Origin of the sequence: Sedimenticola hydrogenitrophicus, from assembly GCF_029017505.1 — a bacterium.
Taxonomy (GTDB): Bacteria; Pseudomonadota; Gammaproteobacteria; order Chromatiales; family Chromatiaceae; genus Sedimenticola; species Sedimenticola hydrogenitrophicus_A.
In genome coordinates, this window is record NZ_JAQGEI010000001.1 from 194621 (window position 1) to 214953 (window position 20333).

The following is a 20333-nucleotide window of genomic DNA, read 5'->3' on the forward strand; positions in this document are numbered from 1 at the left end:
ATCCATAGTGTGTTGGAAAATGTGAAATGCGCTGACGCGCATCATCGAGTGGTTCACACGGTTATCACAATAGGTACACGCGGCTGTAACAATAGGTAAGTAAGCTCTCGGCCATGTTTACTTATCTAGACAACCAGCCATGAGTCTCTATACCGTCGCACGCGATACGGGCGAAGCACTCTACGCACAGATTGCCCGCCACCTCGAACAGGAGTTGGCGAAGATGTATTCGCCCGGAGATTGCCTCCCGTCAGAGAACGATCTGGCCGCGCGCTTCGGGGTGAACCGCCATACTCTGAGACGCGCCATCGATGAACTGGTCGATCTCGGGTTGCTGGAGCGCCGCCACGGCCGTGGCGTCTACGTGCTGGAAACCAAGCTCGAATACCGGATCGAGGGGGGCACCCGCTTTACCGAAACCCTGGCGGCCCTGGGTTTCCAGACGAACGTCCGCATCCTGCGCAAGCAAAACCTTCCCGCCATCGAGCGCGTGGCCGAGCGTCTCGGGATTCAAGTGGGTGACCCCGTTTTCTGGATCGAGACCCTGCGTACCGCGGAGGACCGCCCGTTATGCGTGATCTCGCACTTCATCCCGGCGGGGCGCTTTCCCGAGGTAATGGCGAATTATGAGGGCGGCTCGCTGCACGCCTTGTTGGCCACGGATTATGGCTGCAAGCTCAAACGAACCGAAAGCCTGGTAACGGCGGTGCTCCCGCAAGGCGATGACGCCAGGTTGCTGGGCATGCCGCAGAATCGACCGGTGTTGCGGGTAAAAAGTGTAAACGTGGACGATCGGGATGGTACCCCGGTCGAGTACGCCATCACCCGGTTCCGCGCCGACCGGATACAACTGCGCATCAACCCGTGACGGTCTGCCAACTGTCTGAATCCTTACGTCATCAACCTTACAGGAGCCACAACAATGTACGTTAAGAAAATCATAATCTCAACCCTGCTGACCGCATCGCTCGCCGGTGCCAGCTCCGCCGCGCTCGCGCGTGACCTGATCATGGGCCTCATCCCCGCCGAAAACAACGAGGAGATGGTCAAGACTTTCGAGCCGATGCGCGTCTACCTCGAAAACAAGCTCGGCCAGAAGGTGAAAGTCTTCACCGCCACCGACTACGCCGGCGTCATCGAGGGCATGAAGAAGAAGCGCGTCGACATCGCCTGGTTCGGCCCGTTGTCCTATTACCTGGCCGAGATGGAGGCCGGTGCCGAGCCGTTCGCGGTCGGCATCCGTGAGGGCAGCAGCAGCGCCACCTACAAGAGCATCCTCCTCGCCCCTTGCGGCAATGGCATTAAGTCGATTGAGGGCATGAAAGGCAAGAGTGTCGCCTTCGTCGATCCCGCTTCGACCTCTGGCGGACTGGTGCCGACCTACATGGTGAAGAAGGCGACCGGAAAAATGCCGCAGGACTTCTTCGGCAAGTTCACCTATGCCGGTTCCCACGACGCCGCCGAGCTGGCGGTGAAGAACAAGACGGTCGATGCCGCCGCCGACAACGATATCACCTATGGAAAGATGCTCGACAAGGGGCTGATCAGCAAACAGACCAACTGCGTGATCGCCGAATCGGACCCGCTGCCGGGCTCGCCGCTGGTGTATCGCGGCGACCTCCCGTCCGATCTCAAACTGAAGATTCAGGGGGCCATTCTGAGCGCCCACAAGGAGATCAAGGTGGCGGGCTACGGCAAGATCAGCCACTACGTGGCTGCAAGTCCCGAGGACTATCAGGTCGTGCGCGACATGGTGAAGGAACTGGGACTGAAGAAAGATCAACTCAAATAACCGGATCGCAGCGCGGGGTGGAGGCCGCAACCTTTGCCCCGCGCTGATAAGGAGACTGTCATGGCCAATATCACCATCAACCAGGCGGAGAAACGCTTCGGCAACGGCTTTCACGCCCTCAAGGGCGTGAACGCGGAGATCGCCTCCGGGAGCTTTACCGTCGTGCTGGGTCCGTCGGGTGCGGGCAAGTCGACCCTGCTGCGCCTCGTCAACGGGCTGGAAACACCGACGCAAGGGCACGTTGCCCTCGCCGGCGAGGCCGTGACCCCGGCCAACCTGCGCACGGTGCGCGGCGATGTCGGCATGGTGTTTCAGCATTTCAATCTGGTCGATCGCCTGTCGGTGATGACCAATGTGCTGGTGGGGCGTCTGAAGACCCGCTCCTGGCTGGGCAGCGTGCTCTACCTGTTCAAGCGCGAGGATATGGATATCGCCCACGAGGCGCTCGATCGCGTGGGCCTGGTCGAGAAAAGCTGGGAGCGGGCGGACCGGCTCTCCGGCGGCCAGCAGCAGCGCGTCGGCATCGCCCGTGCGCTGGCCCAGCGGCCTAGGGTCATCCTGGCCGATGAGCCGGTCGCAAGCCTGGACCCCGTGACCAGCGAGGAGATCATGCAGTTGCTGCGGGAAATCTGTCGGCGTGACGGCATCACCCTGCTGGTGAACCTGCACCAGGTGGATCTGGCCAAACGATTCGCGGACCGCATTATCGGACTGAACGCCGGCAACGTCGTCTTCGACGGCGCGCCGGAGCAACTCGACCGGGCAACCCTGGCGAGCATTTATCACCGTGAGGGAGTCGTTCATGACGAGCAGCTTGAATCTGTGCTGGCCTACGCGTAACGGCGTGCCACCCGCGGCGGCGCTCGTTACCGTCGCGCTGGTGTTCGGCCTTCTGCTGTGGGCCGCGCCGCGCGCCGAGATCGATTTCGTGCGCCTGGCGGGCTCGATACCGGCAATGATCGAGTTTGTCGGCAGGTTACTGGTAATGCCCGATTGGGATTATCTCCCGGAGCTCGGTGTGAAGATGCTGGAGACCATCGAGATGACCTTCCTCGCCACCAGCATCGCCCTGGTCCTGAGTCTGCCGTTCGGATTCCTGGCGGCCAAGAACACCAGCCCCCATCCGGCAGTCTTTCATGCCAGCCGATCGGCGTTGTCGTTCATGCGTGCGCTGCCGGAGCTGGTGTGGGCGCTGGTGTTCGTGTCGGCGGTCGGTCTGGGGCCGCTGCCCGGCGTGATGGCGCTCGCCTTCGTCACCGTGGGCTTCATGGGCAAGTTCTTCGCCGAGAGTATCGAGGTGGTGGACCGCCGACCGGTGGAGGGCGTGGCCGCCCATGGCGCGGGCTGGCTGCAGTTGCGCACCTTTGCCCACCTGCCGCAGGTGATGCCCGATTTCATCGGCACCACTTTATATATCCTCGATCACAACCTGCGGGCCGCGGCCATCCTCGGCTTGGTGGGGGCCGGCGGCATCGGTTACGACATGGTGATGGCGATGCGCCTGTTCGACTATGACCGGCTGCTGCCGATCGCGCTGTCCATCTACCTCGTCGTGACCCTGCTGGACCGGGCCTCGGACCGCTTGCGCCGGAAGGTGATCTGACATGACAAACCGGACTCCCTTGCCCAGAAAACCATTCAACCCGACGCCGGTGTGGCTGTCGGCCTGGATCGCCGTCCTTTGGCTGATCGTGGTCGACTTGGACATCTCCTTCCAGGCGCTGGCCTGGGGCCTTGCCGACATCGGTGAATACTTCGGCCGTTATGGCGATCCCGATTTTTCTGACTTGTCTAGATATCTGAAACTGTTGGCGCAGACCATCGCCACGGCGATTTGGGGCACGTTCTTCGCCCTGGTGGTCGCCTTCGCGTTGGCGCCGTTCGCCGCGCGCAATCTCACCACCGGCCCCAGGGCGTACCGCATCGCGCGCGAGATCCTCAGCTTCATGCGCGCCATGCCGGACCTGCTGCTGGCGCTGATCTTCGTGGCTGCGATGGGGCTGGGACCACTGCCCGGTTCGCTCGCTCTCGGGGTGCATACCGCGGGCTTTCTCGGCAAATTTTTCGCCGAGAGCCTGGAGCGTGTCGATCCCGGCGTGATCGAGGCGGTACGCGCCGTCGGCGGCGACCACACACAGGTGGTGATGTACGCCGGCTGGCCGTCGATCCTGCGCGAGGCGCTGGGGTACACGCTCTACATCATGGATCGCAACGTGCGCATGGCCGCCGTGCTCGGCCTGGTCGGCGCCGGTGGCATCGGTCTGGCGCTGCACGACACCCTGCGGTTGTTCAAGTACGACGAGTCGGCCGCGCTGATCGCCGTGATCCTGGCGACCTTGCTCGCCTTCGATTATCTCTCTACCTGGTTACGAGGAAAACTCCAATGACACTCTATGAACGCGCGGATTGGGCGCGTCTGCTCTGCGCGCACCCGGCGGCCGAAGTGAAGCAGGCCGCCTCGGACCTGGCGTACCGGCACACGGTGGAAGATCTCACCCTCCCGCAGGCCGGCCTGGGTTTGATGCAGTTGCGCGACAGCGCACTGCGTGATGCTTACTTCCTGGGCGAAATCCCTCTGGCCCGCGCTCATGTGCGCGTGACCACCGCCGAGGGACGGCAGTCGGAAGGCGGGGCCCAACTGCTCGATGACCGGTCGGGTCTCGCCCGCGCCGTGGCGATCCTCGATGCAGTGCTCGCCGGCGGACTGCCCGGTGCCGAAGCAGTCGTGCCCCTGCTGGAGCGAGGCCGGGAGCGTTGCGAGGCGCTCGCGGCCGAGCGCCGGGCTCAGCTCGCGGCGACCCGGGTCGATTTCTCCCTGCTCGGCACCACCGATGAGGAGGACGAGGATGTCTGAGATCGCTTCCATACAACCCTCCGCCTGGGAGCCGCTGACCCAGCAGTTCGTGTTTCGCCGCCTGCTGGAGGCGTTTTCGTATCCGGGTCGCGTGGCGTCCGTGGCGCGTACCGATGCGGCGCCGGTCCTGTCCCTGCTACTGGCCACGCTGGTTGATGCCGAGATCGCGCTCGCCGATCCGCAGGGGCTGATCGGTGCGGACGACTGGCGTCGTCTGGGCGCGCGGCGCGCGGCGCCGGAAAAGGCCCATTTCATCGTCGCCCGCGGCGATCTCGCCCCCGCCTTCGAGCCGTCCCTCGGCACCCTGGAGTCCCCGGAACGGGGCGCAACCGTCGTGTTGCAAGTGGAAAGTCTGGGCGTAGGCGCGCCACTTTCGCTGTCCGGCCCCGGTATCGACGGTGCCGCGACGCTTGCCGTCGGCGGCCTCGATCCGACTTGGCTCGCCCGGCGCGCCGCCTGGAATAGCGCTTTCCCTCTGGGCGTCGATGTGATCCTGGTCGACGGGACCCGGCTCGCGGCGCTGCCGCGCACGACGCGCATCAAATTCGAAGGAGGTCACTGATGGGATACGTTGCGATCAAGGGCGGCGGGCGTGCCATCGAAGGCGCGGCCGGCGCCGCAGAAGCCTTGCGCGCTGCCGAAGGGGAAGACGGCCGGCCACTAACGCTGGCGGCGATCGAGCACCAGTTGCGTCTGCTCACGTCGCGCGTCGTCTCCGAGGGGGGGCTCTACCACCCCCGTCTCGCGGCGTTGGCCCTCAAGCAGATGCAGGGCGACACGCTGGAGGCCGCCTTCGCGCTGCGCGCCTACCGCTCCACCAAGCCACGGCTGCTGGAGACGCCGGTCCAGGACACCGGCCGGATGCGGCTGATCCGGCGCATCTCCAGCGCCTTCAAGGACATCCCGGACGGGCAGATGCTCGGCCCCACCTTCGACTACGCCCTGCGGTTGATGCGTTTCGATTTGGCCGGCGAGTCGCCGGAGACCTTCCGCGGTATCGCCCGTCGCTTCCTGTCCCAGGTGCCGGAGACGGACCTGCCCGATACCTTTCCCAAGGTGGTCGACGCGCTGCGCGCCGAGGGGCTGCTGCCGCCCGCCGGCCAGCCACGCGAACCCGCCTTCGATATCACCCGCGAACCGCTGGTGTTCCCTGTGCCCCGTTCGGCGGCGCTCGCCACCATGGCCCGCGCCGAAACCGGCTCCCTGCTGGCGATCGCCTATTCGAACATGCGCGGCTACGGCGACGTGCATCCGACCATCGCCGAGCTGCGCGTGGGCTCCCTGCCGGTCATGCTGCCGCATCCGGTGACCGGCGAACCCACCGAGGCGGGCGAGGTGCTGATGACCGAGTGTGAAGTCGTGGCCATGTACGAAGAACAGGGAAGTTCAAGTGTCGCGGGAGGCAGGAAGCCGGGAGCGACCGAAGACGAAGGCGAATCCGGCGGCCCGCCGGTGTTCACCCTCGGCTACGGCGCCTGCTTCGGCCACAACGAGACCAAGGCGATCTCCATGGCCATCCTCGACCGCGCCCTGCAGAAAGGCATGCGCGATGGCCCGTCCAACCCCTCCGAAGACCCCGAGTTCGTGCTCCTGCACGTCGATGGCGTCGATTCGATGGGCTTCGCCAATCACTACAAGATGCCGCACTACGTCACCTTCCAGTCCGACATGGACCGCCTGCGCACCACGCGGACGAAGGCCGGTGGGAAGGCGGCAGGGCGCAATGATGAAGGAGTTCAGTCATGAATCCCGGCTATGAGCTGCCACAAAACGAAGCTGGCTACAGCTTCGGCTTTCTCGATGAATACGCCAAACGCGAGGTGCGGCGCACGGTTCTCAAGGCGATCTGCATTCCTGGCTATCAGACGCCCTATGCCTCGCGCGAAATGCCCATGGGCAGAGGTTTCGGCACCGGCGGGCTGCAGGTGACGCTGTCGCTGGTCGGGCCCGGCGATACGGTCAAGGTGATCGACCAGGGCGCGGACGACTCGGTCAACGCGGTCAATCTCAGGAAGTTCATCGAGCTGACCTGCCCGCATGTGGATACGACCGAACACACCCGGGACGCCACCCTGATCCAGTCGCGCCACCGCGTGCCGGAAATGCCGCTCACCGAAGCGCAGGTGCTCGTCCTGCAGGTGCCGTACCCCGACCCGCTGGTCGTGGTCGAGCCGTCCGAGGCGCGGCGCAAGACCATGCACGGCGAGGGCGATTATTCCCGCCTGCTGACCAAACTGTATGAAGACATTGTCCAGTTCGATGAGATCACCATCTCGCACCGGTACCCCACGCGCATCAATGGCCACTACGTGATCGACCCGAGCCCCATCCCGCGCTACGACGTGCCACAACTGCACCAGAACCGGGCGCTGATCCTGCTGGGTGCCGGCCGCGAGAAGAAGATCTACGCGGTGCCGCCCTATAGCCAGGCCGACCCGCTGGCTTTCGATGACGTGCCCTTCCGTACCGAAGACTTCACCGACGAATACGGCCGGCGCCGGGCCTGCGCGCGCTGCGGAGCCATCGACAGCTTCCTCGACGAGCTGATCGACGACGACGGAGCCAGGATCTGGCAGTGCTCGGATTCGGACTACTGCAACGAGCGGCTTGCCGCCGCAGGCAAGCAAGAGGTGGCCCGCGCATGAACCAGATGCTTGAAGTACGGAACCTGTCCAAGATCCATGGCCGCGGTTGCCCGCGGTGCTTCGACAGCACCGGCCCTGACATGGATACCAACATCTGCGCCCATTGCGGCTCGGTGGTGGCGGCCCACGGTGTGAGCTTCGACCTGCGCGCCGGCGAGATCCTCGGCATCATGGGCGAATCGGGCAGCGGCAAATCGACCCTGGTCAAGACCCTTTTCTTCGATGAGACGCCCACGGTGGGCGAGGTGCTGTTCTTTGACGGCGAGCGCCAGTGGGACCTGTTCGCGCTGAACGCCGCCGAGCAGCGTTGGCTGCGCAACCACCGCTTCGGCATGGTGTACCAGAACCCACACCTGGGCCTGAATTTCAAGGTCTCCGCAGGCGGCAACATCGCCGAGAGGCTGCTGATGAGTGACCTGTCGCATTATGGCGAAATACGCGAACGGGCGCGGCGGCTGCTCGCGCGCACCGAGGTGCTGCCGGAGCGGATGGACGAGTCGCCGAAGAAGTTCTCCGGCGGCATGCAACAGCGCGTGCAGATCGCCAAGGCTCTGGCCACGCAGCCGCCCCTGCTGTTCCTCGACGAGGTGACGACTGGCCTGGACCTCTCCGTGCAGGCACGGATCCTCGATCTGATCCTGGAGATCCAGCAGGAGTTGGGCACCGCCATGATCGTGGTCACCCACGATCTGGGCGTCATCCGCCTGCTGGCGGGCCGCACCATCGTCATGAAATATGGCCGGGTCATCGAATCCGGCCTGACCGACCAAATTCTCGAAGACCCCCAGCACGCTTATACCCAGCGGCTGGTGGCCTCCAGCCTGTAAGGAGTCGCGCCATGCAACCCGTACTCAAAGTCGAGGCGCTGTCCAAGCAATTCCAACTGTATGAACAGGGCAAGCTGATCCCCTCCTGCGCCGACGTCCACCTGGAGGTCCAGGCCGGTGCACTCACGGCGCTCATCGGCCCCACCGGCGCCGGCAAGTCGTCGGTGCTCAAGTGCATCCATCGCACCTACCTGCCGACCAGCGGTCGCATGCTCTATCGCGACCGCGACAACCACGTCACCGACCTGGCGCTGGCCTCGGAACACCGCATCCTGGAGTTGCGCCACAGCGATATCGGTTTCGTCACCCAGTTTCTTCACTGCCTGCCGCGCAAGGCCGCGCTGGATGTGGTCGCGGAGCCGCTGCTGGCGCGCGGGGAAGGCGCGGGGGGCGCTCGCGAGCGGGCGGCGGAACTGCTCGCCCTGCTCAATGTTCCCGAACGCCTCTGGGGCGTGCCGCCCGCGACCTTCTCCGGCGGTGAGAAGCAGCGCGTGAATCTCGCACGGGGGCTGATCGCCCGGCCGCGCTTGCTGCTGCTCGACGAGCCCACGGCCAGTCTCGATCCGGCGACCACCGGGCGGGTGGTGGATCTGATCGAACGGATCAAGGCCGAGGGCGTGGCCATGCTGGCCATCTTCCATCAACCGGAGCTCGTCAACCGCCTGGCCGATCGCGTCGTCGAGCTCACGCCGCCGGTCGCCGCCACCGAACTTCTGGAGACCTGCACATCATGACCCGTTTTCTTTTGACCCACGCCGACGTCGTGCTGGCCGACGAGGTGCGCAAGGACGTCGCCGTCCTGATCGAGGACGACCGCATCGCCGCCCTCGACCCGGAGACCAGCGGCGAGGCGCGCATCATCGACCTCTCCGGTCGGCTGCTGATCCCCGGCATGATCGACCTGCACTGCGATGCGCTCGAAAAGGAGGTGGAGCCCCGTCCCGGCGTGCATTTCCCGCTCGACTTCGCCTGCGCCCAGGCCGACAAGCGCAATGCCGCCGCCGGCATCACCACGGTGTTTCACGCGCTCTCCTTCGCCAACCACGAACTGGGCGTGCGCAACAACGCCTTCGCCGCCGAGATTGCCCGCGCCGTCCACGACTGGCAGCCGCATGCCCTTGTGGACAACCGGGTGCACGCACGCTACGAGGTCACCGACGAGACGGCGCCGCCGGTACTGCAAGCGCTCATCGAGAACGGGGAGGCCCACCTGATTTCCTTCATGGACCACAGCCCCGGGCAGGGCCAGTTCCGCGACGTGGAAGCCTGGCGCGGCTATCTCGCCCGTACCTACAAGACGGAAGAAGGCGCGCTGGACGAGATTCTCGCGCGCAAGGTCGAGGCCGCCCGGGGCGCGATGGCGCGCATGGAATCTCTGGCCCGCCAGGCCCGCGCCCACGGTGTCGCCATCGCCAGCCACGACGACGACTCGCCGGACAAGGTGGCTGCGGTGCAGGCCCTTGGCGCGGTGATCTCCGAGTTCCCCATCAATCTGGAGACCGCCCGCGCCGCCCGCGAAAGCGGGCTGGCCACGCTGTTCGGCGCCCCCAACATCCTGCGCGGCAAGTCCCAGTCGGGCAACATGCGGGCGCTCGACGCGGTGCTGGCCGGCGTGGCCGATTGCCTGTGCGGCGACTATTCGCCCACCGCGCTGTTGCCCTCGGTGATGAGACTGCAGGAACTGGCCGGCATCACCTTACCCCAGGCGGTCGCCCTGGTGACGCGCAACCCGGCCCGGGCGGCGGGGCTCGATGATCGTGGCGAGATTGCCGTGGGCATGCGCGCCGACCTGGTGGCGGTCAAGCATCTTGGCGGCCTGCCCCAGGCCGAGCGGGTATGGTCGGGCGGCAAGTCGGCGCTATCCGCGCACTTCGATCATCGGTGAGGATCGGCAGATGCGCACCCCGTTGATCTATGTCGTCGGTGCCTCCGGCAGCGGTAAGGATAGCCTGATGCAGTACGCCCGGCGGAAACTGGCCCGCGAGCCGGGGGTGGTATTCGCACACCGCTACATCACTCGCCCCGCCGATGCCGGCGGCGAAAACCATGTGGCCTTGAGCGATGAAGAATTCCAGGCTCGCCTCTGTGCGCGTCTCTTCGCCCTGCATTGGTACAGCCACGGGCATGCCTATGGCATCGGCATCGAAATCAACCAGTGGCTGGCGAAAGGCGTGACGGTCGTCGTCAACGGCTCGAGGGCTTACTTAAGCGAAGCGCGCCGGGCTTGTCCCGAGTTGCTCCCGGTCTGGATCGAGGTGTCACCGGGGGTCCTGTGCCAACGTCTGCACGAGCGCGGGCGTGAAACCGCCGAGGAGATAGAGCGGCGCCTGGCAAGGCATCAGAATATGCAGGGCGGGAGATCCGGCGGGGAGGTGATCCGCAACGACACTCGACTGGAGGAGGCAGGTGATGCGCTGGTGGCATTGATCCGCCGACGCGGCGGGATCAACGCATGCGCCTGACCTTTCTGGGCACCGGCGCGGCGGGCGGCGTACCGTTCTACGGCTGCACTTGCCCGGCCTGCGAGCGCGCCAGAGGCGACAGCCGGTATGCGCGGCGTCCCTGTTCCGCCTTGCTGGAGTCGGGCGAAACACGAATCCTGATCGATGCCGGCCTGATGAATCTGCACGAGCGCTTTCCCCCCGGCACCCTGACCGCCATCGTGCTGACCCATTACCATCCCGACCACGTGCAGGGTCTGTTTCATCTACGCTGGGGCGTGGGCGATACCATTCCCGTCATGGGACCACCGGACTCGGCAGGCTGCGCGGACCTGTACAGGAATCCCGGACTGCTCCGGTTTCAGGTGCTGCGCAAATTTGAGCCACTGAACATCGGTCCGTTCAAACTCACGCCGCTGCCTTTGATCCACTCCAAGCCTACCTTCGGTTATGCCATCGAGGATACGGGAGGCGAGCGAATCGCCTATCTCACAGACACGGTGGGATTACCCTCTCGCACCAAGTGCTTTCTTCGTGAATGGCGACCCGTGGACCTCGTCATCGATTGCACCCATCCCCCTCAGGCCCCGTCGCCAGGCAATCACAATGACTGGGACCGTGCCCTCGCGACTATCGACGAGATCGGTTCGGCGCGAGCATGGATGACGCACCTCGACCACAGCCTGGACGCCTGGCTGCTTGAACACCGACCGACTCTGCCCCAAGGCGTCCGAATTGCCACTGATAACACCGACGTCACGTTGGCTGGCTGAAACTCTCCGGGTACTGATCGAGCTGTATATCGACTCGTTTGACTTGCCCCGAAAGTGCTGATACTCAACGTTGAGATAGGGCAGGTCAAAGCATCATGTCTAAGTTGTCTGATCAGAGTTATTTACTTTTGGGCACTGAGACCGTATTCAACCACCGTAAGTCGCGTTCCATCCTGGGTCACTATCACCGGTACTCTCTGAATATGAAATCGTTCAATCAGCATACCCTGCTGGTCGAAGTACAAGCGAACCTGCCATTCCTTCATGAGCGCCAGCACGGGTCCATTGGTCAGGATGGGTTTCATATGCACTGAATTGCTTTCAACCATCGCCCGTGCCCACTCGACTTGCACAGGGTCGTCTCCGTCAAAGAACAGAAGTTGCTTCGATAGTGTCATGTAGTCGAGCGGGTTTACCGTCGTGCCCGCCGGGTGAATGATACGGCCTTCATGGTCCTTGATGTCGTAGGGCACGGTGAGGCTGGGATCGACATAGTAGGTGTGGTTCTTCGTCGCACGTGGTAGTTGCACGCCTTCTGGGCGTTCGACATAGGCTTGGTACCTGGCCTTGGCGTCATCTTCGAGACGCGTCAGCTCGCCGCTTGCCTCAAGCGCGGTGAGGCGCTGCTCGATGGTCTGCAGCATGTCCTGCTCGGCGATGGGGTAGACGGGTCCCACCACGCCGAGGTCACGGGCGAGCAGGACGCTAGAACAGGCGAACAGCGCGACCGATAATGTGATCTTTGGAAATCCAACCGATGTCTTCATAGCGTGAGTCGTAGCTGTCGGGGTGGGGTGTCCACACGAAGTAGCGTCCGGCCGGGATCACCCCAGTGGGTCCGGCCTGCAGGGGCTGGCCGGAGCGCGAACGGGTCTTGGCGGTGGCGATGTGTTCGCCGTTAATATGGAAATCCCGGCCCTCGCGGGTGACTTCATCGCCCGGCACGCCCATGGCCTTCTTGATGAAGAACATGCCCTGCGGATAGAAGCGATTCTGCGGCGGGTAGAAGGCGACCAGATCGCCACGGGCGGCCGGGGCCTCGGTCTTGAGCACCAGGTAGAGCACGCCCGGCAGGCTTTCGGTGCCGTTGATACCGATGCGGTACCAGGGCGAGAGCGTCAGCGAGAGGAGCCAGATGAGCAGGACGATGCCGACCGTCAGGCCCAGCCATCGCAGGAATCGGCGGATCTGCACGCGAAGTTTCGTGGGTTGGAGGACCGCAGTCTGGAGTGTCATGGGCTTGGCGCCTCGATGCGCTTGCGCAGCACCGGCGTGAGATCGGGGGCGCCGGAGATGAGGGCCGGGGCGGCGAGGATGACGACGCGGTAGTCGCGCGCCAGGTTCGCGGTCTCCTGTTCCAGGCGGGCCGCGAATCGTGCCGCATCCATCGAGCGTTCCGCGTCCGGCAGCTTCATCAAGTCGGGATGACGGACGTGTTCGTTGACCAGGCCGGCGAGGTCCACCTGGGCGACCGTCAGCGGTGGGAAGACGATGCGTTCCACGAGGAGAGCGATCAGTCCACCCGCCAGTCCGAACAGCAGGCCGTATGACCAGCGGGGCATCAGCGGCTTCCTCCGGTTTCCACCAAGCGCTCGATCGCCTCGACCAGGCTCATCCCCTGGCGCTGCATCGTCTCGATGGCGGCGTATTCCTCGGCGCGGGTGGAGTAGAGTTTCTCGGCGAAGGGGTCCACCACCAGACGGCCGATGGTGGTGCCGCCGGGTCCCATGATGGCGATCTCCGAGTACTTGCCCTGCTGGGTGTCGACGCTGGTCAGCAGCCGGCGCAGGGGCTCGTCCATCATGATGCGGTCGCTGTTCTCGGCGGCCTTGATCGATTCCGGCTTCTGGCGCAGCAGGAACACCCAGTCGGCGTTGTCCAGGGCGGCCTTGGAGGTGCCCGACTTGAAGTAGTCGTCGATGCCCTGGGTGATGGTCATGAAGGCCCCGCCGAATTTGCGGGCCGTGCGGTAGCCTTGCTCGATGAACTGCCCGGCGTTGCCTTCGCCCATTAGACGCCAGGCTTCGTCGATGATGCAGAGCTTGCGCTGGTTGCGATCCCCCAGGTACATCGCCTCGGTGATGCGCATCATCAGCAGCAGGAGCACGACGGTCTGCAGATCCGGACGGGCATCGAGCTCACCCAGCTCCAGCACCACGAAGGGGTTGTCCAGGTCGATGTTGGCCGCGCCCTCGAAGTAACGGCCGTAGCTGCCCTCGCTGGTGTAGGGATAGAGCATGCGGCCGACACGGCGCGCGCTTTCGTCGTCGTTTCCGAGCAGCCAGCCGGCGACCTCGGAGATGGTAGCGTGGTTGCCGTGGGCGCCCCAGGTCGCCTTGATGGCCTCTTCGAGAAAGGCGGTCTGCAAGCTGTTGAGCCCCTGTTTGGAAGCGGCCATCTGCGCCAGGACCGCCTTGAGCATGGGCATTTCTTCGGCGATGTCGCGGATGCCGGTGAAGGGGTTGAGTCGGATGCGCGTCCCCTCGGAGAACTCCAGGTAGGTGCCGCCCACCAGGTGGCAGAGCCGCTCGTAGCTGCGCCCCGAGTCGATGACCCAGACGCGGCCCCCGGTGCCGAGCAGGCTGGTGACCATCTCCTGGGTGAAGAAGCTCTTGCCGGCGCCGCTGGCCGCGGCCACGGCGACGTTGAAGTTGCCCTTCTTGTTGTCGAAGGGATCGACGTGCATGACCTGGCCGCGCCGGCCGAGCAGCATCAGCAGGGGCGTGCCGGTGCCTTTCCATTCGGCGATCACCGGTGCGGTGTTGATGCAGGACCAGGTGAGGAAGGTGCGCAGCCGGCCCAGGGTGCGCATCTCCTCCACGAAACCGGGACCGGGCATCAGCGGCAGGCTGGAAAGAAAGGCGTGCAAGGCGGTGAACCGGTCCTTCTGCAGGGTCCAGCCACGTGATTCGAACAGGGCGCGGAGCCGCTGATCGGCGTAGTCGCCCTCATCGCGGGAGGCGAACAGCACCAGTTGGGTGTGGGCCTGCAACAGCTTGTGTCCGCCCTCCACCAGGCGGGTGACGAAGTCCCAGTCCTGCTTGCGCTCCCGCCAGGCAGGCAGGAAGCGCCCCATGGCCGAGTCCGCCATCTGGGTCGCACGCGCCGCCTTCATCTTCGCGCCATGAGCGGCCGTAATCTGATCCGGCATGTGCACCGTGAGGGTATAGAGAAACGGGCACGGCAGGCGCAGGGTGTTGCCGAACAGGTCCCCGATGAGGTCGCTCATCCCCCAGCCCGCCCAGGACTGGGGATACTGGCGGACGGAGTAGGGCCGCACCTCGACCACGTGGTCGCCGCGGGCGAGCCCCAGGCCGTCGCGGCCGACCAGCAGCAAGGTGTCGCCGTCCACCGCCTGTTCCTTGAGCAGGCGGTCGTCTTCCCAATGCAGTGGGATGCGTCGGTCCTGCGCCGGGCTCAGGAGGGTATCCAGCAGGTTGACGAGGACATCGGCGTCCACGGTCCGGCTCGGCAGGCCCGCCGAAGAGAGGATGCCTCGGATCGCCTCCCGGGTGCGCGACAGCCATTGGGTCTCGGCGGCGTCGCCGGTGCTCTTCGTCGCGGGTCGCAGCACGGTGATGAACAGCCGGAAGTCCCGCACCAGCATCGGCTGGTCCGAAAGGAGCGAGCGCCAGTTACCTCGGCGCAGATAGTCGACGCGCTTGTCCGCGAGAAATCGGAACACGGCATCCTGGCCGTTGCTCTTACTGCCGCGGCGGGCCTTCGCCCAATGCTCCAACAGCGGCAGGACATCGGGCGAGGCATACAACAGGAGCTGCACCGAGGTGCCGGGTTTCAGGCCCTGGGTGAACAGCCCGCTCAGTACCTTGAGCTGATTCTCGCCGAGCCCCACCGCCGGCGTGGCCTCCAGCATGAAACCCACGCTGTCCTCGTTGAAGAACAGCTGGGTCTGCGGGTCGAAACGCTCGTAGGGCAAGAGACCGGCCAGAGGATGGTGCTCGGCCAGCAGGCGCGCGGTGCGCAGCGAAGGCGGCAGATCACCGGCGGCGTAGGCGCTACCCGGTGATTCTTCCCGGAACCATTGCCGGACCTCGTGGGTGACGAGCTGTTTGATGTCGGTGAGGCCGATCATTGCCCGAGCCGCCAGGTGCCGTTGTCCAGCCGCAGGTAGAGGTAGGTCTCGTCGTGGAGATCGCCTGTTTTGTCCTCCCAGCGATCGATCCAGACGCGGATGTGCCTCGGTCGCGTCAGCAGCGGATCGCCCGGCTGCACAGTGGCGATGATGGGCGCGTCCGTTGCGTTTGCACGCGGCTGGTCGGATGACTCGTTCTTGTCGTACTCGTCTCCGCCATCACCATTGAGGCGGCCGCGTTGCAGGGTACCCGTGACCGAGGCTTGATAGATCTCACCGACGGGCTTGCAGCCCACGCCATCGGGTACGCCGCAGGCGTATTTGGGGTTGCCGGCGCAGCCGGCCAGCAGGACCAGCGCCAGGGATGAAAAGAGCGCCTTGGTCATTGCGCCACCTCCCGCTCGGCGTTGGCGTCCGGTGTCGCGCTACCGGGTCCATCCGTGGACCCGGCGGCGCCCTGTTCCAGCCAGGTTCTGAGTTGCTCGATGGGCAGGTAACCGTTGTGGACGCGCCCATCCGGAGCGACCAGTGTCGGGGTGCCCTGAATGCCATGGGCGCGGCCGAAGGCCATGGCCTGATCGACGAGTTCGCGCGCCCGTTCGGTACAGTCGGCGGCAGGTGGCTCGCTGTCCTTGGCCGTTCCATCCATGATACGCATGAGCGTATCGGCTGGCCGCGCATCGCAGAGGATGGCCACCGCCTTGTCGCGGGCCTCCGGGTGCAGTGCGGGAACGGGGAACATGATCTCCCATACCTCGATGCCCTCGGCCTGCCTCAGCGCCTGATGGAGCTTGCGGCACCAGGGACAGTCGGGATCGGAGAAGACGGCGAGTCGCAAGGGTCCCTCGCCGTAGTGCACAGCCGCATCAAACGGCAACGCCTTCCAGTCGAGACGCGCAAGCTGCGCCTTGCGCTCGGCGGTCACGTCCCGCGCGGTTGTCAGGTCGTAGAGGTGGCCCACCACCAGCCAGCGGCCCGAGATGTCCGCATAGAGGATATTCCGGCCGGCCACGACCTCCACCAGCCCCGGAATCGGAGAGGGTGCGATGGTATCGATGCTGGTCGATGGCATGGCCTGGCGTACTGCCTGTTCGATGGCGGCGAAGCTCTGCGCCGGCTCGGCTGCTACGGGGGTGAGGCCGCTCGCCAGGATCACGAGCAGGCCAGCGAGCAGATGGTGGGTCAGTTTCATGAGGATCCTCCGGTGTCGTTGGCGTTCTTGAGCATATCCACCCCGAGTTCGAGGCCTTCGTTCAGCACCACCTCCACCACCCGGCCGGCGTCCACCTCGAGGACCGGATAGACCTCGTTGGCCCGTTCCAGATACCACTGGGCGATGCGGTCCAGCGCCGAGGAGAAGCCGTTGGCGACGCCAAATTGGGCGATGTTGCCGGGATCGATGTTCTGCACGTTGCCCAGGGCACTGGAGGACAAGGAGGTGAACGACTGAGCGACACCGTTACCGATCCCGCTGGCCACGCCGGCGACCAGGGCGCGGGCGATGAGCTGTCCCTGCTTGCTCACCACCCGGCCGCGCAGCCCTGCCTTGCCGTCCTCGCCGGCGACGAAGCCCTTCAGGGCGACCTCCAGCGCGGTGCCGTCACGCAGCACACAGCTCAGTTTCTCGAGCCGCAGGTAGGCGCGTTCGGAAGCCAGGTCCCCAAAGCCGGCGGCGGTGACGAAACACTCCCGCACCCGGGAGCGGAAACGGTTGGGCAGGGTGCCGTGATCCAGCAGACGCAGCAGCACCGGTTGCGGGTTGGTCTTGGCGAGGCCGCCGGTGGGTGCGTCGAGGCCGGACAACATGACGGCTTTGGCGAAGGCCCCGGCCGGCAGGAAGTCGCGGACATGATGCGTGACCGGTTTACCGGTGCCCGCATACTTGTTGTCTTTCCCATCGGCACGCTTGCCGTCCCCTATGTTGGGATTGGCCGTGAGATCGACCACCAGGATGCCGGGTCCCGCGCCGGTGGATGCGGTCGTCGCGCGGCGAGTCGTGCTGTCGAATCGTCTGGGTGCCGGAGGGGGAGGCAGCAGTTGATTGTTGGCAGCAACAGCGGATGTGTTTTGGGCGGTCTCGTTCGCTTGTTGAGGTGGGGGTGTGTTATCGGTCAACGGTTGGGCCACTGACTGACTCCGAGGCGGAGGAGGCGGTGGAAGTGCCCGGGTCGTCGCCGTGGCGTCCGCACGCTGCTGGCGCTGTACGTCTTCGAGCCGGCCGCGCAGTTCGTCCATCTGGCGACGCAGCTCCGCATTCGTTTGCTTCAACCCCTGCAGCTCAGTCTCGGAGCGGGCGATCCATACCTCGCTGGGATCCAGATTGCTCGCCGGCGTGCGGTAGTTATTGACCACCTCCTTGGTATTGGCGGCTTGCTCGATCCGGCGGGCCGGATCGGAGAGGTAGAGTCCCAGTATCACCAGCGAGACCAGTGCGCCCACCGCGGTGAGCGTCACCCAGACCTGGCGGTGTTTTATGCCGCGGCTGTCGTCCATCTACCGCCCCTCCCTGACCAGATAGAGTCGGGTCGATTGCTGGGGTGCCAGGCGGTGTTCCACAATGGCGACCGCCTTGATGTCGGTAGCGAGGTGCGCGAACTCGCGCTCATCCAGGCGCATTTCGACATCCGAGATGTTGGTGAGTTGGTACACCTCGCCCATAAGCTCGCCGCTGTAACGCGCGGTCAGCACGATGCGGGCCTCCGCCCACAGTGGGATCTCGCGTTCCTCGGCTGAAGGCATATAGCCTTCGGGCACCGCGCCGCGGGCCAGGGCGCGCACCAGGTGCTTGATCCGCTCGGTGTAGGGAATGGCAAGTGTGGCTGCATTGGATACTTCAGCTGCCCGGTTCTTCGGTCGGAGCAGTACCGTATCCGAGGGCATGTCCACGGGGACCGCCAGCAGGGTATGGGTGGCGCCCTGGTCGTCCCGTAAGAAGAAGCTGAATGCACGCGATGTCAAACCGGGCGCTGGACGCAGGAACACCTGGCCGCCTTCACGGTCGGGTTCCACCTGCATATAGTCCTCCAGGCCCCAGACACGACTGATCTGGCCCCCGTCGGCCATGGCGATGCGGGTGAGGTCCTTGCTCGATACCTTCACGGTCACGGTCTGGCCGTCCACCACGTCCACCAACTGCAGGGCGTGGCCATCAAGACTCAGGCCGAGCAGAACCAGCGCCAAGAGCGAATGGATTCTCACTGTCTTGTACCTCCGTAAATTGTGAGACGAACAGCCGCCCATCCCGGTAGGTGAAGCGGATCAGGAACCGCGCCTGACGCTGTTCGGTCTGTTTGTTGCCGACCAGCGTGGTCAGTTGCCCGGCAAGGATGGCCTGCTCGCCTTTGAGCCTGACTTCCTGGGGATAGAACACCGAAGAGAGGCGGTTGCGCTGGATCTTCTGCGTATCGCCTTCGAGTCGCGCGGCGAGCGCACCGTAGCTTTCGGGATCAGCGTAGCGCAGGAACCGGTTGACCTGATGGCCGATGTTGTCGGGGTTGTAGGTCAGCGCGAGCCCGGCGAAATAGACCGCCATCTGCTCCAGGTACTCGGGCGAGACCTCGTCGCCGTGTACCCAGAAGGTCTTCTCAAAGCTCGGCGGCACGACGATGGTCTTCTCCCGCATATCGGTGTTGAGTACCCAGTAGGCGAGCCCCAAGTTGGAGGTGGCCAGCAACAGGGCGACCGCCATCCAGAGGTTGCGCCGCCAGAGCGTATCCGTGAGCAGGGAGCGGTAGCGGCTCTCCCTCATCCCACGTACTCCCGCACATGACTCGGTGCACGTCCCCGAAACCACCAGGCCGAGGGCGTGTACCAGTACAGGAAACGCGCGATGATCCCCCGGCCGCCCTCGGCCTTCACCCGCGCAAAGCCGCGCGACAGCAGCAGGCCGATGACCACACCGACGAGGATCTGGCCGAGCAAGGCCCCCATCAGGGTGAAGAAGATCACCAGGATGGCCTCGTCGGCGTCCCAGAAAAAGAACTGGGGCGGATCATCGAGGCGGCGGGGGATCAGGTAGCGTTCCTGGTCCATCGGTTACACCACGGCGGAACCGAAGATGGCATCGATGATGGTCGGGCCCAGCGCGCCGAACACCGCTAGGATCACGCCCAGCACCGCCGGTAACGGACTGCCCTTGGCGGCACCGTAGCCCAGACCGATCAGGCCGCCGACGATGGCGATGCCGCGGCCGAGATAACCGGTCGCCGCGTCGTAGAAGAACTGATAGGCGGACTGAAACTCCGCCCCCGTCGTCGAGGCCAATGCCGCCAGCGGCAGCATCAGCAGCACCAACAGGGCAAGGGGTTGATGAAGTGCGGTGGATCGAATCATGGTTGCTTGTCTCCAGGTTGGGTTGTGGGGTCCTTCGAGAAGGCGGTGAGCCGGATTTCCGCGCGCCGGTTGGCGGCCCGGTCGGTAGGGGTTTCATTGCTCTGCAGGTAGCAGCACTTGCCGCGACCGCTGACTTCAATGTCGTTGGCATTCAGGCCGTGTTCGACCAGATAGGCCTTGACGGACTGGGCGCGACGCAACGCCAGCCAGTCGTTGAAATCCTGGGGACCGACACTGTCGGTGAACCCCGCGACGAACAGCCGCTGTTGCTTGAGCTCGGGCAGGAGATTCAGCAGGGCTTGTTTGTCCGCCTCGGACAGCCTGGCGGTGTCGAAGGCGAAGTGGGTGGTGAACAGAATCCCGTCCACCGCCCCGGCTGCATCGGATGGGGCCTCGTCCGTCGCGCTATCGATCTCGTCCTTGTCCTGCTCCATCCCCGTGGGCGTGACCTTGGAGATCGGTTCATCCTTCCGCAGCAACGGCGTCTTCGGCGTCGGCCCGGCGCAGTCGGCACACACCACGTAGAACGCGTGCGTGTCCCCCCACGCAATAGCCGGTTGCTGTATCACGCCCAGT

At 64.8% G+C, this 20333-nt stretch carries 26 protein-coding genes; 14 read left to right on the forward strand and 12 right to left on the reverse strand.

Annotation, left to right across the window (positions count from 1 at the left end; translation table 11 throughout):
• The first annotated feature begins 139 nt into the window (after positions 1-139).
• Genes phnF through phnP form a run of 14 tightly spaced genes read left to right on the forward strand, consistent with a single transcriptional unit; the run spans position 140 to position 11332 of the window.
• Positions 140-868 (forward strand): phosphonate metabolism transcriptional regulator PhnF, encoded by a 729-nt coding sequence (phnF, locus tag O9K64_RS00765; RefSeq protein ID WP_275096159.1) that lies wholly within the window; start codon positions 140-142, stop codon positions 866-868.
• Positions 869-922: 54 nt separating this feature from the next.
• A complete protein-coding gene (gene phnD / locus O9K64_RS00770; RefSeq protein WP_275096160.1) occupies positions 923-1792 on the forward strand; it encodes a phosphonate ABC transporter substrate-binding protein in 870 nt (289 codons plus the stop codon).
• Positions 1793-1852: 60 nt separating this feature from the next.
• Complete coding sequence (phnC, locus tag O9K64_RS00775; RefSeq protein ID WP_275096162.1) at positions 1853-2632, forward strand: phosphonate ABC transporter ATP-binding protein; 780 nt, start codon at positions 1853-1855, stop codon at positions 2630-2632.
• On the forward strand, positions 2595-3395 hold the full coding sequence (phnE, locus tag O9K64_RS00780; RefSeq protein WP_275096163.1) for a phosphonate ABC transporter, permease protein PhnE: 801 nt from the start codon (positions 2595-2597) through the stop codon (positions 3393-3395). The genes phnC and phnE (O9K64_RS00780) overlap by 38 nt, the downstream gene beginning before the upstream one ends.
• Position 3396: 1 nt before the next feature.
• Positions 3397-4179 (forward strand): phosphonate ABC transporter, permease protein PhnE, encoded by a 783-nt coding sequence (phnE, locus tag O9K64_RS00785; protein WP_275096165.1) that lies wholly within the window; start codon positions 3397-3399, stop codon positions 4177-4179.
• On the forward strand, positions 4176-4646 hold the full coding sequence (gene phnG, locus O9K64_RS00790; protein WP_275096166.1) for a phosphonate C-P lyase system protein PhnG: 471 nt from the start codon (positions 4176-4178) through the stop codon (positions 4644-4646). Before phnE (O9K64_RS00785) ends, phnG begins: the two co-directional genes overlap by 4 nt.
• Positions 4639-5208: a phosphonate C-P lyase system protein PhnH gene (gene phnH / locus O9K64_RS00795; protein WP_275096167.1), complete on the forward strand. Its 570-nt coding sequence runs from the start codon at positions 4639-4641 to the stop codon at positions 5206-5208. The genes phnG and phnH overlap by 8 nt, the downstream gene beginning before the upstream one ends.
• Complete coding sequence (locus O9K64_RS00800) at positions 5208-6392, forward strand: carbon-phosphorus lyase complex subunit PhnI (RefSeq protein WP_275096168.1); 1185 nt, start codon at positions 5208-5210, stop codon at positions 6390-6392. Before phnH ends, O9K64_RS00800 begins: the two co-directional genes overlap by 1 nt.
• Positions 6389-7291 carry an alpha-D-ribose 1-methylphosphonate 5-phosphate C-P-lyase PhnJ gene (locus tag O9K64_RS00805; RefSeq protein ID WP_275096169.1) on the forward strand — a complete coding sequence of 301 codons (903 nt, stop codon included), beginning with the start codon at positions 6389-6391 and terminating at the stop codon, positions 7289-7291. Before O9K64_RS00800 ends, O9K64_RS00805 begins: the two co-directional genes overlap by 4 nt.
• Positions 7288-8118, forward strand: coding sequence for an ATP-binding cassette domain-containing protein (locus O9K64_RS00810; RefSeq protein WP_275096170.1), 831 nt, complete (start codon positions 7288-7290; stop codon positions 8116-8118). The genes O9K64_RS00805 and O9K64_RS00810 overlap by 4 nt, the downstream gene beginning before the upstream one ends.
• An 11-nt stretch (positions 8119-8129) precedes the next feature.
• Entirely contained in the window at positions 8130-8852 is a 723-nt protein-coding gene (phnL, locus tag O9K64_RS00815; protein WP_275096171.1) for a phosphonate C-P lyase system protein PhnL, read from the forward strand.
• Complete coding sequence (locus O9K64_RS00820) at positions 8849-10003, forward strand: alpha-D-ribose 1-methylphosphonate 5-triphosphate diphosphatase (protein WP_275096172.1); 1155 nt, start codon at positions 8849-8851, stop codon at positions 10001-10003. The genes phnL and O9K64_RS00820 overlap by 4 nt, the downstream gene beginning before the upstream one ends.
• Positions 10004-10013: 10 nt before the next feature.
• Complete coding sequence (phnN, locus tag O9K64_RS00825) at positions 10014-10580, forward strand: phosphonate metabolism protein/1,5-bisphosphokinase (PRPP-forming) PhnN (RefSeq protein WP_275096173.1); 567 nt, start codon at positions 10014-10016, stop codon at positions 10578-10580.
• Positions 10571-11332, forward strand: a complete 762-nt coding sequence (gene phnP / locus O9K64_RS00830; RefSeq protein WP_275096174.1) for a phosphonate metabolism protein PhnP — start codon at positions 10571-10573, stop codon at positions 11330-11332. Before phnN ends, phnP begins: the two co-directional genes overlap by 10 nt.
• Before the next feature lie 122 nt (positions 11333-11454).
• Here phnP and traW read toward each other — a convergent pair whose 3' ends face one another.
• Genes traW through O9K64_RS00890 form a run of 12 tightly spaced genes read right to left on the reverse strand, consistent with a single transcriptional unit; the run spans position 11455 to position 20326 of the window.
• Positions 11455-12099, reverse strand: a complete 645-nt coding sequence (traW, locus tag O9K64_RS00835) for a type-F conjugative transfer system protein TraW (protein WP_275096175.1) — start codon at positions 12097-12099, stop codon at positions 11455-11457.
• Positions 12038-12526 carry a signal peptidase I gene (gene lepB / locus O9K64_RS00840; RefSeq protein WP_275096176.1) on the reverse strand — a complete coding sequence of 163 codons (489 nt, stop codon included), beginning with the start codon at positions 12524-12526 and terminating at the stop codon, positions 12038-12040. Before lepB ends, traW begins: the two co-directional genes overlap by 62 nt.
• Positions 12527-12564: 38 nt before the next feature.
• Positions 12565-12894 carry a TrbI F-type domain-containing protein gene (locus tag O9K64_RS00845; RefSeq protein ID WP_275096177.1) on the reverse strand — a complete coding sequence of 110 codons (330 nt, stop codon included), beginning with the start codon at positions 12892-12894 and terminating at the stop codon, positions 12565-12567.
• Complete coding sequence (gene traC, locus O9K64_RS00850; protein ID WP_275096178.1) at positions 12894-15425, reverse strand: type IV secretion system protein TraC; 2532 nt, start codon at positions 15423-15425, stop codon at positions 12894-12896. Before traC ends, O9K64_RS00845 begins: the two co-directional genes overlap by 1 nt.
• Positions 15422-15811, reverse strand: a complete 390-nt coding sequence (locus tag O9K64_RS00855; protein ID WP_275096179.1) for a TraV family lipoprotein — start codon at positions 15809-15811, stop codon at positions 15422-15424. Before O9K64_RS00855 ends, traC begins: the two co-directional genes overlap by 4 nt.
• Complete coding sequence (locus O9K64_RS00860) at positions 15808-16617, reverse strand: DsbC family protein (protein WP_275096180.1); 810 nt, start codon at positions 16615-16617, stop codon at positions 15808-15810. Before O9K64_RS00860 ends, O9K64_RS00855 begins: the two co-directional genes overlap by 4 nt.
• Positions 16614-17918 carry a TrbI/VirB10 family protein gene (locus O9K64_RS00865; RefSeq protein WP_275096181.1) on the reverse strand — a complete coding sequence of 435 codons (1305 nt, stop codon included), beginning with the start codon at positions 17916-17918 and terminating at the stop codon, positions 16614-16616. The genes O9K64_RS00860 and O9K64_RS00865 overlap by 4 nt, the downstream gene beginning before the upstream one ends.
• Entirely contained in the window at positions 17919-18623 is a 705-nt protein-coding gene (locus O9K64_RS00870) for a type-F conjugative transfer system secretin TraK (protein WP_275096182.1), read from the reverse strand.
• Entirely contained in the window at positions 18574-19173 is a 600-nt protein-coding gene (gene traE / locus O9K64_RS00875; RefSeq protein ID WP_275096183.1) for a type IV conjugative transfer system protein TraE, read from the reverse strand. The genes O9K64_RS00870 and traE overlap by 50 nt, the downstream gene beginning before the upstream one ends.
• The gene (traL, locus tag O9K64_RS00880) at positions 19170-19457 is read right to left on the reverse strand and encodes a type IV conjugative transfer system protein TraL (RefSeq protein ID WP_275096184.1); all 288 of its coding nucleotides are present in this window, start codon (positions 19455-19457) and stop codon (positions 19170-19172) included. Before traL ends, traE begins: the two co-directional genes overlap by 4 nt.
• 3 nt (positions 19458-19460) lie before the next feature.
• Positions 19461-19757: a TraA family conjugative transfer protein gene (gene traA, locus O9K64_RS00885; protein ID WP_275096185.1), complete on the reverse strand. Its 297-nt coding sequence runs from the start codon at positions 19755-19757 to the stop codon at positions 19461-19463.
• Positions 19754-20326, reverse strand: a complete 573-nt coding sequence (locus O9K64_RS00890; protein ID WP_275096186.1) for an OmpA family protein — start codon at positions 20324-20326, stop codon at positions 19754-19756. The genes traA and O9K64_RS00890 overlap by 4 nt, the downstream gene beginning before the upstream one ends.
• Positions 20327-20333 lie beyond the last annotated feature (7 nt).

What these genes read in the sequence shown, in the direction of transcription:
- phnF (WP_275096159.1), top strand. Translation starts at nt 140, where the DNA reads ATGAGTCTCTATACCGTCGCACGCGATACGGGCGAAGCACTCTACGCA.
- phnD (WP_275096160.1), top strand. Translation starts at nt 923, where the DNA reads ATGTACGTTAAGAAAATCATAATCTCAACCCTGCTGACCGCATCGCTC.
- phnC (WP_275096162.1), top strand. Translation starts at nt 1,853, where the DNA reads ATGGCCAATATCACCATCAACCAGGCGGAGAAACGCTTCGGCAACGGC.
- phnE (WP_275096163.1), top strand. Translation starts at nt 2,595, where the DNA reads ATGACGAGCAGCTTGAATCTGTGCTGGCCTACGCGTAACGGCGTGCCA.
- phnE (WP_275096165.1), top strand. Translation starts at nt 3,397, where the DNA reads ATGACAAACCGGACTCCCTTGCCCAGAAAACCATTCAACCCGACGCCG.
- phnG (WP_275096166.1), top strand. Translation starts at nt 4,176, where the DNA reads ATGACACTCTATGAACGCGCGGATTGGGCGCGTCTGCTCTGCGCGCAC.
- phnH (WP_275096167.1), top strand. Translation starts at nt 4,639, where the DNA reads ATGTCTGAGATCGCTTCCATACAACCCTCCGCCTGGGAGCCGCTGACC.
- O9K64_RS00800 (WP_275096168.1), top strand. Translation starts at nt 5,208, where the DNA reads ATGGGATACGTTGCGATCAAGGGCGGCGGGCGTGCCATCGAAGGCGCG.
- O9K64_RS00805 (WP_275096169.1), top strand. Translation starts at nt 6,389, where the DNA reads ATGAATCCCGGCTATGAGCTGCCACAAAACGAAGCTGGCTACAGCTTC.
- O9K64_RS00810 (WP_275096170.1), top strand. Translation starts at nt 7,288, where the DNA reads ATGAACCAGATGCTTGAAGTACGGAACCTGTCCAAGATCCATGGCCGC.
- phnL (WP_275096171.1), top strand. Translation starts at nt 8,130, where the DNA reads ATGCAACCCGTACTCAAAGTCGAGGCGCTGTCCAAGCAATTCCAACTG.
- O9K64_RS00820 (WP_275096172.1), top strand. Translation starts at nt 8,849, where the DNA reads ATGACCCGTTTTCTTTTGACCCACGCCGACGTCGTGCTGGCCGACGAG.
- phnN (WP_275096173.1), top strand. Translation starts at nt 10,014, where the DNA reads ATGCGCACCCCGTTGATCTATGTCGTCGGTGCCTCCGGCAGCGGTAAG.
- phnP (WP_275096174.1), top strand. Translation starts at nt 10,571, where the DNA reads ATGCGCCTGACCTTTCTGGGCACCGGCGCGGCGGGCGGCGTACCGTTC.
- traW (WP_275096175.1), bottom strand. Translation starts at nt 12,099, where the DNA reads ATGAAGACATCGGTTGGATTTCCAAAGATCACATTATCGGTCGCGCTG.
- O9K64_RS00845 (WP_275096177.1), bottom strand. Translation starts at nt 12,894, where the DNA reads ATGCCCCGCTGGTCATACGGCCTGCTGTTCGGACTGGCGGGTGGACTG.
- traC (WP_275096178.1), bottom strand. Translation starts at nt 15,425, where the DNA reads ATGATCGGCCTCACCGACATCAAACAGCTCGTCACCCACGAGGTCCGG.
- O9K64_RS00855 (WP_275096179.1), bottom strand. Translation starts at nt 15,811, where the DNA reads ATGACCAAGGCGCTCTTTTCATCCCTGGCGCTGGTCCTGCTGGCCGGC.
- O9K64_RS00860 (WP_275096180.1), bottom strand. Translation starts at nt 16,617, where the DNA reads ATGAAACTGACCCACCATCTGCTCGCTGGCCTGCTCGTGATCCTGGCG.
- O9K64_RS00865 (WP_275096181.1), bottom strand. Translation starts at nt 17,918, where the DNA reads ATGGACGACAGCCGCGGCATAAAACACCGCCAGGTCTGGGTGACGCTC.
- traE (WP_275096183.1), bottom strand. Translation starts at nt 19,173, where the DNA reads ATGAGGGAGAGCCGCTACCGCTCCCTGCTCACGGATACGCTCTGGCGG.
- traL (WP_275096184.1), bottom strand. Translation starts at nt 19,457, where the DNA reads ATGGACCAGGAACGCTACCTGATCCCCCGCCGCCTCGATGATCCGCCC.
- traA (WP_275096185.1), bottom strand. Translation starts at nt 19,757, where the DNA reads ATGATTCGATCCACCGCACTTCATCAACCCCTTGCCCTGTTGGTGCTG.